The 17,427-nt window shown below is 75.8% G+C and carries 6 protein-coding genes; 3 read left to right on the plus strand and 3 right to left on the minus strand.

The features are described 5' to 3' along the window. Positions 1–42: 42 nt before the first annotated feature. From ACYVPE_RS09310 to ACYVPE_RS09320, 3 genes are all read right to left on the minus strand, one after another. The gene (locus ACYVPE_RS09310; RefSeq protein ID WP_461032981.1) at positions 43–5,055 is read right to left on the minus strand and encodes a thioester reductase domain-containing protein; all 5,013 of its coding nucleotides are present in this window, start codon (positions 5,053–5,055) and stop codon (positions 43–45) included. Next, on the minus strand, positions 5,052–12,857 hold the full coding sequence (locus ACYVPE_RS09315) for a type I polyketide synthase (RefSeq protein WP_461032982.1): 7,806 nt from the start codon (positions 12,855–12,857) through the stop codon (positions 5,052–5,054). Before ACYVPE_RS09315 ends, ACYVPE_RS09310 begins: the two co-directional genes overlap by 4 nt. Positions 12,858–12,963: 106 nt before the next feature. After that, positions 12,964–13,929, minus strand: coding sequence for a cytochrome P450 (locus tag ACYVPE_RS09320; protein WP_461032983.1), 966 nt, complete (start codon positions 13,927–13,929; stop codon positions 12,964–12,966). Between the two features lie 675 nt (positions 13,930–14,604). Here ACYVPE_RS09320 and ACYVPE_RS09325 point away from each other — a divergent pair. Genes ACYVPE_RS09325 through ACYVPE_RS09335 form a run of 3 tightly spaced genes read left to right on the plus strand, consistent with a single transcriptional unit; the run spans position 14,605 to position 17,416 of the window. Continuing rightward, complete coding sequence (locus ACYVPE_RS09325) at positions 14,605–15,906, plus strand: glycosyltransferase (protein WP_461032984.1); 1,302 nt, start codon at positions 14,605–14,607, stop codon at positions 15,904–15,906. Then, positions 15,903–16,832, plus strand: a complete 930-nt coding sequence (gene rfbD / locus ACYVPE_RS09330; protein ID WP_461032985.1) for a dTDP-4-dehydrorhamnose reductase — start codon at positions 15,903–15,905, stop codon at positions 16,830–16,832. The genes ACYVPE_RS09325 and rfbD overlap by 4 nt, the downstream gene beginning before the upstream one ends. Next, positions 16,820–17,416 carry a dTDP-4-dehydrorhamnose 3,5-epimerase family protein gene (locus ACYVPE_RS09335; RefSeq protein WP_461032986.1) on the plus strand — a complete coding sequence of 199 codons (597 nt, stop codon included), beginning with the start codon at positions 16,820–16,822 and terminating at the stop codon, positions 17,414–17,416. Before rfbD ends, ACYVPE_RS09335 begins: the two co-directional genes overlap by 13 nt. The last annotated feature ends 11 nt before the right edge of the window (positions 17,417–17,427 follow it).

Raw genomic sequence — 17,427 nt, forward strand, 5'->3', positions numbered from 1 at the left:
GAGTTTCGGGGGCGGGGGCGGGGGCGGGGGCCGGGTGGCGGGTCAGGGGCGGGCCGGCGGTTCGAGGTAGCCGGCGTCGACGAAGCCCCGCAGGAACGTGTGCACCAGGGCGTTGTCGAGGGGCGGGCAGTCGACGCCGGCGTCCGCCAGCGCCCGCCGGGTGAGCGCGGAGTCGGAGAACGGCAGCCTGGTGTGGTCGAGGCTGTCGTGGAGGAACGGCGCGAGACCGAGCAGCGCGAGCGTGCCGGGGTTGCGGCCGGTGACCTGCTCGCGCCAGTCCTCGAAGGAGACCCGCTCCAGCGGGTACCCGAACTCCTCGACGGCGTCGAAGAGTTCCCTCCAGGTCATGGCCCGCTCGTTGACCAGGTGGAAGGTGCCGCCGGCGAGCTCGGGGCGCTTGGCCACCTCCACGACCGCGCCGGCCACGTAGTCGATCGGCGCCGGCTGCACCGGCATCACCGCCACCCGGTGCGGGGCGATGCCGGCCTGGACGCAGCCCTTGAGGATGAGCGTCAGGTGGTCGAGCCGGTTGAAGGCGCCGGTGACGCTGTGCCCGCCGGTGTTGATCCGGTGGATGGTGACCGGCAGCCCGCGCTCGTGCGCGAACCTGACCATGCGTTCCGACACCCACTTGGTCTGGGCGTAGCCCACCACCAGCGAGCCGCTGGTGTGCATGTCGTCGGTCTCGTACACCACGTCGGCGGCGAAGTCCTTCGAGGAGAAGACCCCGACGGTGGAGATGAAGTGCACCGGGCGGGGCGTGCCGAGCGTCGCGAGCCGCAGCACCTCGCGGGTGCCGGCGACGTTGGCGCCCTGCAACCCCGCGTAGGGGTAGGTCCACTTGACCATGCCGCCGCAGTGGACGATGTCGCCGATCCCGTCGTGCAGGGCGGCGAAGCTCCGCTCGTCGAGGCCGAACAGCGGCTTGGCGAGGTCGCCGACCACCGGCACGATGCGGGACAGGTGCGGCTCGGGATCGACGCCGTAGGAGCGGAGGTTGGCGGTGAGCCGCCGCATGGCGTGCGCCTGGTCGCCCGCCCTGACCAGGCAGTGCACGTCCCCCCGCCGCCGGTTCAGCAGCTCGGCGAGCAGGAAGCCGCCGACGAATCCGGTGGCCCCGGTGAGCAGCGTGGCGCCCGAGGTGCGCTCCCAGGGCACGGGGTCGCCCTCGACCGCGATCGCGGCGTCGAGTTCGGCGAGCGCGGTCATCTCGGGGACGGACATGAACGTGACGCGCGAGGGCTTGGCCCCTCGCTTCGCGGGCGCCGCCGGCGCGACCACCGCGGGTTCCGCGACGGGCGCGGGCGGGGCGTCGGCCGTCCACTCGTCGGTGACGTGGCGGGCCAGCGTGGTCAGGGACGCGTCGTCGAAGAACGCCTCCATGGGCACGGTCACGGCGAGCCGGCGCTCGATGTCGGTGCGGAGTTCGGCGATCATCAGCGAGTCGGCCAGGGTCTCCACCGGTGCCCTGGTGTCGACCGCCGCGGGTTCGGTGCCGAGCACCCGGGCCAGGCCGCTGGCGAGGTCCGCCACGACCAGCCGCGTGCGCTCCGGCTCCGGGGCGGCCCGCAGCGCGGCGAGGTCGGGGCCCGAGGGGGCGTCCCCGGGGTCGGCCGCGTCGGCGGCCGGGGCCGGGGCGGCGACCATGCGCTGGAGCATCGGCTCGGTGACCGGGCGGAAGGAGGCGCCCCAGATCTCGCCCACCAGCCGCCCCTCGGGGTCGGTCAGCCGGAGGTCGCCGAGGATCGAGCCGTCCGCCGACTCCCGGAGCACGGCGACGCACTCCAGCTCGGCCGTGGCGCGCACGTCGCCGACCGACATCCGCTGGTATCCGGTGCCGAGGTGGACCTGGCGCTCCGCCAGGCCCTCGTCGGCGAGCGCGGCCACGGCGACCAGCTGGATGCAGGCGTCGAGCAGCAGCAGCTCGGGGCGGACCCCGGCGGCGACGCCCGCGGCGTCCGCGGCCGGCTGGGCCAGGGCGCCCACCGCGGCGCGCGGCCCGGTGCGGGCGCTCCGCACCAGCCGGAAGCTCGGGCCGAGCCGGAACATCGGATGCCAGGCCCGCCGGTAGAACTCCGCCTCGCCGATGGGCTGTTCGCAGCGCGCCGACTCGGCGGCGAACACCGGCCCGGGGACCGCGTCGGCCGGCGGCTCCGCCGGCTCGGCGCCGTCGTGGAGCACCGTCTCGAAGTGCAGCCGCCAGCCCGTCTCGTGGTCCCCGCTGTAGAGCCGGGCGCGGGCGCGCCCGGCCGCCGGCGGGTCGATGACGACCTGCACGGTGGCGGTGTCGTCGTCGCCGAGCACCAACGGCCGGGAGACCGCGAGTTCCTGGGCGCGCGCCGGACCGCCGAAGGCCCGCTCCGCGCACCTGAGCACCAGCTCGAGGAAGATCACCCCCGGCACCACGAGCCGGCCGTGCACCCGGTGTTCGGCGAGGAACGGCACCTGGCGCAGCGAGATCTCGGTCTCGCCGACGGTCGCGCCCGTCGCCGTGCTCAGCACCCGGGGCCGCAGGCCCACGCCCTCCCCGGCGCCCGGCGCGCGGGCCAGGGAGGTCCGCGGGTCGGCGCCCGGCCAGTGGGTGACGCGCCGGAAGGGGTAGGTGGGCAGCAGCGGCGAAGGCCCGGCCGGCCGGGGGCCGTTGACCCGGGTCCAGTCGAGGGGCGCGCCGGCCGCCCAGATCCGGGCGGCCGCCAGGAGCAGGCCGGGCAGCGGAGCGCCACTCGCGGGCGAGGCGACGGCCACCACGTCCGGCTCCTCGGCCGCCGCCACGAATCCCGGCCCGAGGTCGGCGGGCCCGAGCTCGACCACCGCCTGCACCTTGCGCTCCGCCACGGCGCGCACCGTGTCGGACGGCGTCGCCGGCTCGGCGGATCGGCCGAGCCAGTACGCCGCGGTGGCGGGCCCGGTGCCGTCGGCGTCCGCGAGGTCGGTGTCGAGCAGCAACTCGCTGGCCGGCGCCCGGAGCGCGATCGCGTCGAGCACCGCCGCCGGCGGCTCGCCGGCGGCGAGGGCGGCCACCAGCCGGGCGCCCTCGGCCGGCGTCCAGACCCCGGCCAGGGTCGCCGCGGCGTGCGCGCCTTCGCCGCGCCCGAGCACCACGTCGTGGCGCACGCCGATCGACCGCCACCAGCGGCCGAGCGCCACGGCGACGGTGTAGCGGACGAGGGCCGGCGCCGGCTGCTGGCCGGCCGCGCCGCCGTCGAGCAGCGCCGTCAGCGCGGCTCCCGACTCCGGGCCGACCGCCTCGACGATCTCGTCGACGACCTCGGCCACCTCGGGGGACCGCCGCCGGAGCTCCGCCAGCAGGCCGGCCGGCGGCTCCGCGTCCGCCGGGACCACAAGCGCCAGCCGGGGCGGGCCCTCGGAGCGCCGGCGGCCCGTGACGACGCCGGGCGCGGTGGATCCCTCGGCGACGGCGCGGAGTCGCTCCTCGGCCTCGGCCAGGGTCTCGGCGACCACGGCGGCCCGGTCGGGGAGGTCGGCGCGGCCGGCGCCGGCGGCCCAGGCCAACTCCGCGACCTCGCAGGGCGATTCGCCGGCGAAGGCGGCCAGCCGCGCCGCGCCGGCCCGCAGCGCCTCGGCGCCGTGCCCGGTCACCTTGACCAGGACCGGGCCGGCGGGGCCCGCCGGCCCGGCCGAAGTCCCGTGCGGCGGTGGGGACTCCAGCACCACGTGGGCGTTGGTGCCGCCGAAGCCGAAGGAGGAGACGCCGGCGACCCGGCGCGCCCCGGGCCACGGCGTGGGCTCGGTCGGCACCGTCACCGGCAGCTCGTCCCAGGGAATGTACGGGCTGGGGCGGGTGATGTTGAGGTGCGGCGGGATCACCCCCCGGTCGAGCACCAGCACCGTCTTGATCAGCCCCGCGATGCCGGCCGCCGCCTCCAGGTGGCCGATGTTGGTCTTCACCGAGCCGAGCGCGACGGGCCCGGTGCCGGCCTCGGCGCGGCCGACCCCGAGGACGCCGGCGAGTGCCCTGACCTCGATCGGGTCGCCGAGCGCGGTGCCGGTGCCGTGTGCCTCGACGTAGCCGACGTCGGCCGGGCGCACCCCGCCGACCGCCAACGCCCGCCGGATCACGTCCTGTTGGGCCGCCGCCCGGGGCACGGTGAGGCCCGAGCTGCGGCCGTCCTGGTTGGTGGCGGTGCCCCGGATCACCGACCAGATCCGCTGCCCGGCCTCCCGCGCCGTGTCCACGCGGCGCAGCACGACCACGCCGCAGCCCTCGCCGCGCACATAGCCGTCGGCCGTCGCGTCGAACGTCTTGCACCGGCCCTCGGGGGAGAGCATCCGGCCCTTGGACAGGGCCACCGTGGTGCCCGGTGAGAGCAGCGTGTTCACGCCGGCCACCAGGGCGGTGTCGCACTCGCCCGACCGCAGCGCCTGGCAGGCCAGGTGCAGGGCGACCAGCGACGAGGAGCACGCGGTGTCCACCACCAGGCTCGGGCCCTCCAACCCCAGCACGAACGACAGCCGGTTGGCCGCCATGTTGAGGGCCCCGCCGGTCGCCGAGTAGCCGTCCACCGTCGACACGTCGCCGGTCGAGAGCTTGAGGCGCTCGAAGTCGCTGCCGCCCATGCCGACGAACACGCCGGTGCGGGAGCCGCGCAGCGAGTCGGGGGCGATGCCCGCGTGCTCCAACGCCTCCCAGGCCACCTCGAGGACGAACCGGTGCTGCGGGTCGACGCCCACCGCCTCCCGGGGCGGGATGCCGAACAGGCCGGCGTCGAACTCCCTGATCCCCTCGACGAATCCGCCGTGCCGCGCGTAGGTGCGCCCCACGGCGTCCGGGTCGGGGTCGAAGAAGTCGTTCAGGTCCCAGCGGTCCGCCGGCACCTCGGCCACGCCGGAACGCCCGGACGCCAGCAGCTCCCAGAACGCCTCGACACCGCTGGCGCCGCCGGGGAACCGGCACCCCATGCCCACCACGGCGACGGGCTCGTTCACCAGCCGCCGGGCCTCGGCGGCCTCGGCGCGGGCGGCCTTCAGCTCGACCAGCGCGCGGCGCAGCACGTTCGAGCGTTGATCCGCGTCGGGCGCGGCCAGATGCGTCATGACGCCTCCAGGGGACTATCGGTGGATGACGGGGGCTGCTCGAGCTCCTGGCCGAGCAGTTCGAGGAGTTCGGCCTCCGACAGGCCGTCGAGCTCGGCCGCCAGGTCGCCTTCGACGCCTTCGATGCCGTCGTCGCCTTCGACACCGGCCTCCTCGGGGGGCGGCGGGTCGGCGTCGCCGGCCAGCGGCAGCACCGTGAGCAGGTGCTCCGCCAGCGCGGCGATGCTGGGGTGCTCGAACGCGGCGGTGGCCGGCAGGGCGAGGCCGAGGATCCGGTCGAGCCGGTTCTTCAGCTCCACGCTCATCACGGAGTCCATGCCGGCGTCCGAGAAGCCGGACTCCCGGTCAAGGCGCGGCTGTTCGTCGTCCAGGCCGAGGACCGCCGACACCTCGACGCGCAGCCGTTCCTCCAACAGCCGCGTTCTGGCGGCGCCGCCGGCCTCGCGCAGCCGGCGCAGCAGCGCCTCGTCCGCGGTGGCCGACTCCCGTGTGCCGCCGAGCAGTTCGAGCAGCGGCCGGCGCCGCCTGGCCTCCAGGACGGGCCGGAACCGCGCCCAGTCGACCGGCGCCACCGTGAGCTGGCGCACCTCGGAGCCGAGCAGCCGCTCCAGGGCGGCGAAGCCGACCCGGTCGGGCAGCACGTGCAGGCCCATCGCCTCGAAGTGGTCCAGGTGTTCGCCGGCGACCAGGTCGCTGCCCGCCCACCAGCCCCAGTCCACGGCGAGCCCGGGGAGGCCCTGGGCGGCGCGGTGGTGCGCCATGGCGTCGAGGAAGCCGTTGGCGGCCGCGTAGTGACCGGCGAGCGCCGAGCCCCAGACGGCGGAGGCCGAGCCGAACATCACGAGGAAGTCCAGGTCGACGTCGCGGGTGAGGGCGTCGAGCACCAGGGTGCCGTCGACCTTGGCGCGGGTCATGGCGCGGAACCGGTCCCAGTCCAACTCGGCGGTGGCACACGGGTTGAAGGTGCCGGCGGCGTGCACCACGCCGCGGATCGCGGGCCAGGGCGCCTCCGGGGCGAAGAGCGCCGCCATCCCCTCCGGGTCGGCCACGTCGACCGCCGGGGTGTGCACGGTGGCGCCGGCCTCCCGCAGCCTCCTGACGGCCGCGACCACCGGGTCGTTCCCGTCCTCGGGGAGCGGGCGGCGACCCGTCAGCACCAGGTGGCGGGCGCCGCGGCCGACAAGCCACTCGGCCACCCGCAGCCCGAGCGCGCCCCGGCCGCCGGTGATCAGATAGGTGGCGGACCCGCCGACCGGCGAGGACGCGGCGGGCGCGAGCCGTTCGGCGCGGCCGAGGCGGGCGACCAGCCGGCCGCCGGCCCGGTGGGCGATCTGGTCCTCGCCCTCGGCGCCGGGCGAGCCGAGCACCTCGGCCACCACCGCGTCGGCCTCCGCCGCCCGGTCGTCCCCGGCCGGGTCCAGGTCGATCAGACCGCCCCAGAGCTCCGGCTGTTCCAGGGCGACCACCCGGCCGAGCCCCCAGACCGGGCTCTGGAGCGGCGCCACCGCGCCGCCACCGGCGCCCGTCGCGCCCCTGGTCACCACCCAGACGCGGGGGGTGGAACCGGCGCCGCGCAGCACCCGGGCTGCGGTCAGCAGCGGCCCGCAGGAGAGCGCCAGCGCCGCCTCGGTCTCCGGGCCGGGCGCGGTCGGCCGGTCGGCGTCGAGCGCCCCGCAGTGGACGATGCCGCGGAGGGCGTCGGTGCCGGACAGCAACTCCCTCGCGGTGTCCGGGGCCGTGGGATCCAGCTTCTCCGGGGCGACCACCACGCAGCGCCCGCCGCCGGCCGTCAGCCGTGCCGCGATCCGCTGGGCGACGCCGCCCCGGTCGGCGACCAGCAGCCAGTCGCCCGCCGCGCTCGCCACCGCCCCGGCGTCCTGGCCCGCGGCCGCCTGCCACCGGAACGCGTAGCCGGCGTCGGCGAGTTCGTCCTCGACGTCGACGACCCCGGCCGGTCCCGGCGCGGCCACCGGCGCGGGAGGCCGGGGCAGCCAGTAGCTCCGGCGCTGCCACGGGTAGCCGGGCAGCGCCACCCGCCGGCCGCCGGCCGGCGGCCCCGCGCTCTCCGCCGCATGCAGCGCGCGGTGGTCGAGTTCGTAGCCCAGCACGTGCAGTCGGCCGGCGGCCGCGAGCAGGGTGGCTCGGCCGTCGCGCCGCGCCCGCTGCGAGGCCACGGCGGTCACCGCGGCGTCGCGGTCGCCCAGGGTCTGGAGGGCGGCCGAGCCGAGCACGGCGTGCGGCCCGACCTCCAGGACGACGTGGTGCGCCCCGGGGACGGCGGCCGCCCGCAGGGCGTCGGCGAACCGGACGGGGCGTACCAGGTTCTCGGCCCAGTAGCCGGCGTCGAAGGCGCCGGGGCCGGCCGGTTCGCCGGTGACCGTGGAGCAGACCGGAGTGGTGGACGGCGCCGGGGTGAGCCCGTCGAGCGCCCGCAGCAGCTCCGATCTGGCCGGCAGCATCCGCGGGCTGTGGAAGGCGTACTCCGCCTGGATCCGCGCCCAGTGGGCGCGCCGGCCGCGCACCACCGGTTCGAGTTCGGCGAGCGCCGCCGGGTCGCCGGCCACCACCACGCTCTCGGGGCCGTTGACCGCCGCCAGGGACAGCGCGTCGGCGTAGGGCTCGATCAGCTCGGCGGCCGCCGCCTCCGACAGGCCCATCGCGACCATGGCGCCTGAGCCGCGGGTCGAGGCCATCACCTCGCCCCGGCGCACCACGACCTCGACGGCCCCCGCCAGATCGAGCGCGCCCGCCGCGTAGGCGGCCGCGACCTCGCCGACGCTGTGGCCGACGAGCACGTCGGGGACGACGCCCCAGCTCCGCCACAGGTCGGTGAGCGCCGCCTGGACCGCGAAGATCCCGGGCTGCGCGATCACCGTGTCGTCGAGCCTGGACGACCCGGCGGGCGCCCGGAGTTCGTCGAGCAGCGACCAGCCGGCGAGCTCGCGGACCAGCTCGTCGCAGCGCCGGAGCACCGCGCCGGCGGTGGGCTCGTCGAGCAGGTCGACGCCCATGCCGGCCCACTGGCTGCCCTGCCCGCTGAACGCGAGGACGAGCCGCCGCCGGTCCTCCGGCACCACCCGGCCGGCCGAGACGCCGCGCCGCTCCTCGCCGCGCGCGGCGACGGCCAGCAGCTCGGCGGCCTCAGCCGCCGAGGACGCCGTGACCGCGATCCGCTCCGGCAGGTGCGTCCGGCGGGTCGCGGCGTGAAACGCGACGGTGGGCCAGCCGACCGCCTCGCCCGCCGGCCGTCCAGGGGCGAGCAGTTCGCGGTAGCGCTCGGCGAGCGCGGTCGCGGCGGGGCGCGACCGGGCCGAGAGCACCAGCAGCGAGGGCCGGTCGGCGGCCGGCTCCGCCGTCGTCTCCGCGGCGCGTGGTGCCTCCGTGAGCACCACATGGGCGTTGGTGCCGCCGAAGCCGAAAGCGCTCAGCCCGGCGATCCTGGGCCCCTCGCTGTGCCAGGCCGCCGACTCGGTGGGGATCTCCAGCGGCAGCTCGTCCCACGCGATGTGCGGGCTCGGCTCGTCGAGGTGCAGGTGCGCCGGGATCTCGCCGTGGTGCAGCGCCAGCGCGACCTTGATCAGCCCGGCCACGCCGGCCGCCGCCTCCAGGTGCCCCAGGTTGGTCTTCACCGAGCCGACGCGCAGCGCCGCCGCCCGGGCGCCGTCGCTCGGGCGCATCACCTCCATCAGCGCGTCGATCTCGATCGGGTCGCCGAGCGCGGTCCCGGTGCCGTGCGCCTCGACGTAGCTCACCGAGCCGGCCTCGGTCCGCGCGTCGCGCAGCGCCTCGCGGATCACGCGCTGCTGCGCCTGCCCGTTGGGGACCGTGAGGCCGGCGCTGCGGCCGTCCTGGTTGACGGCCGAGCCGCGCAGCACGGCCCAGACGTGGTCGCCGTCGGCCTCCGCGTCCCGCAGCCGCTTCAGGATCACCACGCCCGCCCCCTCGCCGCGCGCGTAGCCGTCGGCGGCCGCGTCGAAGGTCCTGCACCGGCCGTCGGAGGAGAGCGCGCCGAGGTTGGCCAGGCTGGCGGTGGTGGTCGGCGAGAGCATCAGGTTCACGCCGGCCACGATCGACAGGTCGGACTCGCCGGCACGCAGGCTGCGGATGGCGAGGTGGGTGGTGACGAGCGACGAGGAGCAGGCGGTGTCGACCGCCATGCTCGGGCCCTGGGCGCCGAGGAAGTAGGAGAGGCGGCCGGCCGCGACGCTGAACGTGTTGCCGGTCGCGTGGTAGGCGTCGGCCTCCGACGTCGGGTCGGCGGAGAGCAGTTGCAGGTAGTCGAGGGTGGTCATGCCGACGAACACCGAGGCCGTCGAGCCTTCGAGGTCCGTCGCCCGGTACCCGGCGTCCTCCAGCGCCTCCCAGGCCACCTCCAGCATCAGCCGCTGCTGCGGGTCCATGCCGCGGGCCTCGCGCGGGGTGATGCCGAACGCCTCGGCGTCGAACGCGTCGACCGGCACGTCGAGGAAGCCGCCGCGGAAGCCGTCGAGCGCGGGGCCCGAGGTGGCGTCGCGGTAGCCGTCCCAGCGGCCGGCCGGCACGGTCGAGGTGGTGTCCAGGCCCTCCCGCAGCACCCGCCAGTACCCGTCGAGGTCGTTGGCGCCGCCGGGGAACCGGCAGGCCATGCCGATGATCGCGATCGGCTCTGCGGCGTCCGTGGCCTCGGCGGTGTCGGCGGGCGGGGCCGGCGTGGGCTCGGCCGCCACGCCCGGCGCGGTGCTCGTCTCCGGCGCTTCCGCGGGGGCCGCGCCCATGTCGGCCAGGTAGCGGGCGAGCCGCTTGATCGTCGGATGCTCGAACACGGCCGTGGTGGGCACCCGCCGGCCGAGGTCGCGCTCGAAGCGCGCCCGCAGCTTCACGACCATGGCCGAGGTCAGGCCCAGGTCGAACAGGCCGGAGTCGGCGTCGAGTTCGTCGCCCTCGCCCAGCTCCATCACGTCCGCGAGCCCGCCGCGCAGGTAGGCCACCAGGGCGGCGACCCGCCGTGCGTCGTCCCGCTCGTCCCGTCTGCCGCGTTCCTGGAGCGCGGGACGGTCGGGCGCGGGCGGCGGCGTGCCGGCCGGCTCGGGGGCGGGCCCGGCCGCCGGCCGCCCGGCCGTCACCGCGTCGGCCAACTCGGGCCAGTACGCCTGCCGCTGGAACGGATAGCCGGGCAGCAGCGGCGAAGGACCGGCCGGCCGGGGCCCGTTGACCCTGGCCCAGTCGATGTCCACGCCGGCCGCCCACACCCGGCCCGCCGACTCCAGCAGCCCGCGCGGCACGCCGCCCTCGATCACCACCGAGGGCGCGCACACCGGCGCCCGCTCCCCGGCCACGCTGAGGAACAGTGGGAGCAGCCCGCCGGGGCCGAGTTCGATCACCACGCCGATCCGGCGGTCGAGCATCGTCCGCATGGCCTGGGAGAACCGCACCGGACGGCGCGTGTGCCGCACCCAGTAGTCGACGGTGGCGACCTCAGGACCGGCGAGCTCGCCGGTGGAGTCGGAGACGAACTCGGTCGTCGGCCGCTGGAGCGTCACCTGTTCGAAGGCGGCGCCGAGCGGCCCGAGCACGGGCTCCATCAGCGGCCCGTGCGAGGCGTACGAGACCCGCAGCCGCACGCTGCGCACCTCGCGCTCCGCCATCTCGTCGAGCAGCGCGAGCACGGCCCTGGTCGGCCCGGAAACCACGGTCTCCCGGGGCCCGTTGTAGGAGGCGATCACCACCTCGCCGCTGCGGATCACCTCGACGTCGGCCAGCTCCTCGGCCGCGCAGAACACGGCGGCCATCGCGCCGACCGGCGGCAGATCGCCCATCAGCCGGGCCCTGGCGCAGATCAGCCGGATGCCGTCCTCCAGCGAGAACACCCCGGCCAGTACCGCGGCGGCGTAGGCACCGGCGCTGTGCCCGAGCACCATGGCGGGCCGCACGCCGATCGACCGCCACCAGCGGCCGAGCGCCACGGCGACGGTGAAGAGCGCCGGCTGCACCACCGCCGTGTCCGCGAGGGCCGCGGCCGACTCGTCGCTGTCGTCGAGCAGCACCGAGAGCGGCAACCCGGTCACCGGGCCGACCGACTTGGCGACCTCGTCGACGACCTCGGTCACCTCGGGCACCGTGCCGTACAACCCGGCGAGCGCGCCGGCGAGCCGTGGACCCTGGCCGGGGACGACGAAGCCGACGCGCGGCGCGCCGCCCGTGCCCCGCCGGCCCCGGACGACGCCGGGCGCGGTGAACCCTTCGGCCACCACCCGGAGTTGCTCCTCGGCCTCGGCCAGGGTCCCGGCGACCACGGCGGCCCGGTCGGGGAGGTCGGCGCGGCCGGTGCCGGCGGCCCAGGCCAGCTGGCCGAGGTCGACCGCGGCCTCCCGGGTCCAGTCGGCCAGCCGTCCCGCGCCCGCCTCCACCGCGGCCGATCCGCGGCCGCTCACCTTGAGTAGCACCGGCCAGGACGGACGCGCCGGCTCCGGCTCCGGCTCCGGTTCGGCCGACGTCCGGTGCGGGGGTGGGGACTCCAGCACCACGTGGGCGTTGGTGCCGCCGAAGCCGAAGGAGGAGACGCCGGCGACCCGGCGCGCCCCGGGCCACGGCGTGGGCTCGGTCGGCACCGTCACCGGCAGCTCGTCCCAGGGGATGTACGGATTGGGCCTGGTGAGGTGCGGGTGCGGCGGCACGACGCCCCGCTCCACGGTCAGCACGGCCTTGATCAGCCCCGCGATGCCCGCTCCCGCCTCCAGGTGGCCGATGTTGGTCTTCACCGAGCCGAGCGCGACGGGCCCGGTGCCGGCCTCGGCGCGGCCGACCCCGAGGACGCCGGCGAGCGCCCTGACCTCGATCGGGTCGCCGAGCGCGGTCCCGGTGCCGTGCGTCTCGACGTAGCCGACGTCGGCCGGGCGCACCCCGCCGACCGCCAACGCCCGCCGGATCACGTCCTCCTGGGCGCTGCCGCGCGGCGCCGTCAGCCCGTTGCTGCGGCCGTCCTGGTTGGTGGCGGTGCCCCGGATCACCGACCAGATCCGCTGCCCGGCCTCCCGGGCGGCGTCGACCCGGCGCAGCACGACCACGCCGCAGCCCTCGCCGCGCACATAGCCGTCGGCCGCCGCGTCGAACGTCTTGCAGCGGCCGTCGGGGGAGAGGAACCGGCCCTGCGAGAGCGCGACGGTCGTCCCGGGGGAGAGCATCAGGTTCACGCCGGCCACCAGCGCGGTGTCGCACTCGCCCGACCGCAGCGCCTGGCAGGCCAGATGGACCGCGACCAGCGAAGAGGAGCAGGCCGTGTCCACCACCAGGCTCGGGCCCTCCAACCCCAGCACGAACGACAGCCGGTTGGCCGCCATGTTCTGCGCGGAGCCGGTGGCGAAGTAGGCGTCGACGGCCGACGCGCCCCCGGAGGCGATCCGCAGCCGTTCGAAGTCGCTGCCGCCCATGCCGACGAACACGCCGGTGCGCGAGCCGCGCAGCGAGTCGGGGGCGATGCCCGCGTGCTCCAACGCCTCCCAGGCCACCTCGAGCACGAACCGGTGCTGCGGGTCGACGCCCACCGCCTCCTCGGCCGGCACGCCGAACAGAGCGGCGTCGAACTCCCGTACCCCCCGCACGAATCCGCCGTGCCGGGAGTAGCTGCGCCCGGCGGCCTCCGGGTCGGGGTCGAAGAAGCCGTCCAGGCCCCAGCGGTCCGCCGGCACCTCCACCACGCCGGAACGCCCGGACACCAACAGGTCCCAGAACGCCTCCACGTCGACGGCGCCGCCGGGAAGGCGACAGCCCATGCCCACCACGGCGACCGAGTCGACGGGGGGCGCGTTCTCCTGCGAAAGACTCATACCTCCACCTGAGGGAAATCGGGTCGCGTTCGGGTGCCGACCACCGGCGGACGTCCGCGGTGGGACGTCGGGCGTCACGACGACGGGACGTGGGAGGGCGGGGACGTCACCAGGTCACCGGCAGGCTCACGAGGCCGCCGGTCCAGTGGTCCTCGTTGCAGCGCAACTCCTCGAAGGGCACGGCGAGTTCGAGCGTGGGGAAGTGCTCGAACAGCAGCCGGAACACGGTCCGCAGCTCCGTTCTGGCCAGCGCGGACCCGACACAGAAGTGCAGGCCGTGGCCGAAACCGACGTGCGGGAACTCCGACTTGCGGAAGATGTCGAAGCGGTCGGGAGCGGGGAACACGCTCTCGTCCATGTTGGCGACGCTCGGCGAGAGGAGCACGGCCTCGCCGGCCCGGATCGTGACCCCCGCCACCTCGATGTCGGCCCTGGCGTAGCGCGGGAACAGGTCCTCCACCGGGATGCTCACCCGCAGGATCTCCTCGACGGCCACCTCGACCAGCGAGGGATCCGCCTGGAGCACCTTGCGCTGCGTCGGGTTCCGCAGCAGCAGGAGCGTGCCGTAGTCGATCCTGGAGACGGTCGTCTCGTGCCCGCCGAACAGCAGATGGACGCCGATGTCCGCGATCTCGTCGTCGGTGAGCAGGTCGTGGCCGGTCGCCGCGGCGACCAGATCGGTGAGCAGGTCGTCGCCCGCGTTCTTCCGCTTCTCGGTGACCAGGCCCCGCATGTAGTGGTGCATCTCCATCGCCGACTGGACGGCGCCCGCCTGGTCGACGAGGCTGGAGAACCGCCACGACCATTCGCGGATCCGATCCCGGTCGCTCACCGGAACACCGAGCAACTCGCAGATCACCACGATGGGCAGCGGAAACGACAGGTGTTCGTGGAGATCGACCGGCGGCGTGAGCTCGGCCATTCGGTCGAGGGTGTTCGTGGCGAGTTCCGTGACGTGGTCGGCGATCAGCCGCATGCGCCGCGCGGAGAACGCCGGGGCCAACACCCGGCGGTGCAGCCGGTGCAGCTCTGGCTCGGTGTCGAAATCACCCTCCGGGCCGCCGAACATCATGGAGTCACGAATACGCGGCGCGTTCTCCGGATCCGGGTGCGAACGCCCGAGACGGTCGTCGGCGAACAACTGCTTGGCCGTGTGATAACGCGTTGCCAGCCAGGCGAAATCCCCCGCGGGCGTGCGGACTCTGACCAGTGGTCCGCGCTCCCGGAGAATCCGATACTCGGGAGCGATTTCCAGTACGTTGGATCGGGAGAACGGTAGTTGGGGAATATCCGTGTCCACCGTCATACGATTCACCTTCCTCTGCGTTCCGGGGTGGTCGTCCCCACAGGCGGACGAGACGACGGCGGTCGTCCGCGGGGCGGTCGGGTCACGGGAGACGGGAGCGACGCACGCGTCGGGCGAGGACAGCCGGCAGGCGCGGGCCAACGGCCCGTGCCGCGCCCCGAGTCGTCGGTCCTGGAGCGCTCCCCCCCTCGATGGCGTGGGCCCGCGGAGACCAGCCGCGTCGCTGGTCGCCGCTCCGGCGCCGGGTCTGGCGGGAAAACGGCGCCGCATTTCCATCCTGCCGACCGGGCCGGCGGGAGCAACCCCTAGCCGGCCCCTGCACGGCGAGTAGGGGCGCCAACGAAAAGCTAGGGGATTTGCGCGCGCACTCCGATCGCTAGCATCGAGCGCGTACGAAGCGCCCCGAAACCGTAACCCGAAAACGTTGGAAGGGCCCCGTCAATGACCCGGATCCTCCTGGTGGCCATGCCCATCACCAGCCATGTCGCCCCCGCGCTCCCGATCGCCAGAGAACTGGTCGCCAAAGGGCACGAGGTCCTTTGGCGGTGTGGCCGGAAGTTCGAGAAGCAGATTGTGGCGACCGGCGCCGCCTTCCGACCCGTCGCCCCGCACCTCGACTTCGACGAGGAGTCCGCGGCCCTGCGGACCCTCGACGACCGAAAACCCGGAATACCAGGGTTCAAGAAGGTCGTCCTTCCCCTGTTCGTCGAATCCCTGCCGGGCCATGTGGCCGATATCGAGCCGGCCTTCGACGCCTTCCGGCCGGAGATCGTGTTCTCGGACCACAGCGTGCTGGCCGCCCCGGTGGTGGCCGGACGGCGAGGCGTCAGGACCGTGCTGTACGTGGGCGGCCCGCTGCCCGTCTCCGGGCGGGGCGCCCCGCAGCCGGGCGCCGGCCTGCTCCCCGCGACCTCGCCGCTCGGCCGGCTCCGCGACCTGGGCCTGCGCTGTCTTGTGCGGCACGCCCTGTTCCGGGACGTGCAACGCGCCCTGCGCCGGGCGGCCGCCGACCTCGGGATGCCGAGGCCCGACCGGTTCTTCACGGACTGGGTGGTCCAGTTCGCCGACCGCTATCTGGTGCTCACCGTCCCGGAGTTCGAGTACCCGCGCGACGACCTGCCGCCGGTCGTCGAGTTCGTCGGCCCGACGCCGCCGGAACCACCGGCCGGCTGGACGCCGCCACCCTGGTGGCCGGACGTCGAGCGGGCGCGCGCGGCCGGCGTCCCGGTGGTGCTGGTGACCCAGGGCGCCCCCACCGCCGACCCGGCGCAGCTGGTCGTCCCCGCCGCCACCGCGCTCGCCGACGAGGACGTGCTGGTGGTGGCGGCCACCGGGGACCACGACCCCGAGGACGTGCTGCCAGCCGACCGGCGGCCGGCCAACCTGCTGCTGGCCCGGCTCCTGCCGCCCACCGAACTGCTGCCGGCGACCGACCTGGTGGTGACCAACGGCGGATACGACAGCGTCCAACTGGCGCTCGCCCACGGGGTGCCGCTGGTGACGGCCGGCGTCAGCGACAACCGGCTGGAGTCCAACAACCGGGTCCGCTGGTCGGGCGCCGGCGTCTTCCTGCGCACCTGGAAACCGGAGCCTGGCCCGCTCCGCGCCGCCGTCACCGAGGTGCTGCGCGAACCCCGCTACCGCGCCGCCGCCACCAGGCTGCGGGAGGCGTACGCGCGCCACCCGGGGGCGCCGCGCGCCGCCGAGGCCATCCTCGAGGTCGCGGAGGCGAGGGCGACATGACAGGCGGCTGGCTGATCACCGGAGCCGGCGGCATGCTCGGGCGGGACGTCGTCGCCCGCCTCGCCGCCGAGGGACGCGACGCCACCGGGCTCGACCGGCGGGCCCTCGACATCACCGACCGCGCCGCGGTCCACGCCGCGCTGCGCCGGCACCGGCCGGCCGTCGTCGTCAACTGCGCCGCCTGGACCGCGGTGGACGACGCCGAACGCCACGAGCCGGCGGCCGCGCGGATCAACGCCGAGGGCCCGCGCCACCTCGCCGAGGCGTGCCGCGCGCACGGAGCGGTGCTGCTCCACCCCTCGACCGACTACGTGTTCGCGGGCGACGCCACCGCCCCCTACGCCGAGGACGCCCCGCCCGCGCCGCGCGGCGCCTACGGCCGCACCAAGCTCGCCGGCGAGCTCGCCGTCCTGGAGACGCTGCCGGACACCGGGTTCGTGGTCCGCACGGCCTGGCTCTACGGGGCGGGCGGCGGCAACTTCGTCCGGACCATGATCGGCCTCGAGGCGTCGAGGGAGACCCTCGACGTGGTCGACGACCAGCGCGGCCAGCCCACCTGGACCGTGGACCTCGCCGACCGCCTGACCCGGCTCGGGGACGCCGCCCTCGCCGGCACGGCGCCCGCCGGCGTCTACCACGGCACCAGCGCGGGCGAGACCACCTGGTACGACTTCGCCAGGGAGATCTTCCGGCTGCTCGGCGCCGCGCCCGACCGGGTCAGGCCCACCACCAGCGCCGCCCACGCCCGCCCGGCGCCGCGGCCCGCCTACAGCGTGCTCGGACACGCCCGCTGGCGCGCCGCCCGGATCGAGGCGATCCGCCCCTGGCGGGAGGCGCTCGCCGCCGCCTTCCCCGCCCTGCTCGGAACCACGACGAGGCCAGGACCACCCGCGAGCCGAGGAGGACGAGAACCATGCGACCGCTGACCATCGAGGGCGCCTGGGCGACCCGACCACGGGTCTTCCCCGACGACCGCGGCTCGTTCCACGAGTGGTTCAGGGGCCCCGACTTCCGCGGGGCGACCGGCCACGACCTCGGCCTGGCCCAGGCCAACTGCTCGGTCTCCCGCCGCGGCACGCTGCGCGGCGTCCACTTCGCCGACGTGCCGCCCGGCCAGGCCAAGTACGTCACCTGCGTGCGCGGCGCCGTGCTCGACGTCGTCGTCGACGTCAGGACCGGCTCCCCGACCTTCGGACACTGGGAGGCGGTCAGGCTCGACGACCTGACCAGGGACGCGGTCTTCCTCTCCGAGGGGCTCGGCCACGCCTTCCTCGCCCTCACCGACGACGCCACCGTCGTCTACCTGTGCTCCGAGGGCTACGCGCCGCGCCGCGAACACGGCATCCACCCGCTCGACCCCGGGCTCGGCATCGCCTGGCCCGACGACGTCGAACCGCTGCTCTCCCCGAAGGACGCCGCCGCCCCCTCGCTCGCGGAGGCGGAACGGCGGGGGCTGCTGCCCGAGTACGGGCGGTGCGCCGCGTTCCGGCGGAGCCTCAGCGACCGTTGACGCCGGCCGGG

It is taken from the genome of Streptomyces mayteni, from assembly GCF_054783955.1.

What these genes read in the sequence shown, in the direction of transcription:
- ACYVPE_RS09310 (WP_461032981.1), bottom strand. Translation starts at nt 5,055, where the DNA reads ATGACGCATCTGGCCGCGCCCGACGCGGATCAACGCTCGAACGTGCTG.
- ACYVPE_RS09315 (WP_461032982.1), bottom strand. Translation starts at nt 12,857, where the DNA reads ATGAGTCTTTCGCAGGAGAACGCGCCCCCCGTCGACTCGGTCGCCGTG.
- ACYVPE_RS09320 (WP_461032983.1), bottom strand. Translation starts at nt 13,929, where the DNA reads ATGATGTTCGGCGGCCCGGAGGGTGATTTCGACACCGAGCCAGAGCTG.
- ACYVPE_RS09325 (WP_461032984.1), top strand. Translation starts at nt 14,605, where the DNA reads ATGACCCGGATCCTCCTGGTGGCCATGCCCATCACCAGCCATGTCGCC.
- rfbD (WP_461032985.1), top strand. Translation starts at nt 15,903, where the DNA reads ATGACAGGCGGCTGGCTGATCACCGGAGCCGGCGGCATGCTCGGGCGG.
- ACYVPE_RS09335 (WP_461032986.1), top strand. Translation starts at nt 16,820, where the DNA reads ATGCGACCGCTGACCATCGAGGGCGCCTGGGCGACCCGACCACGGGTC.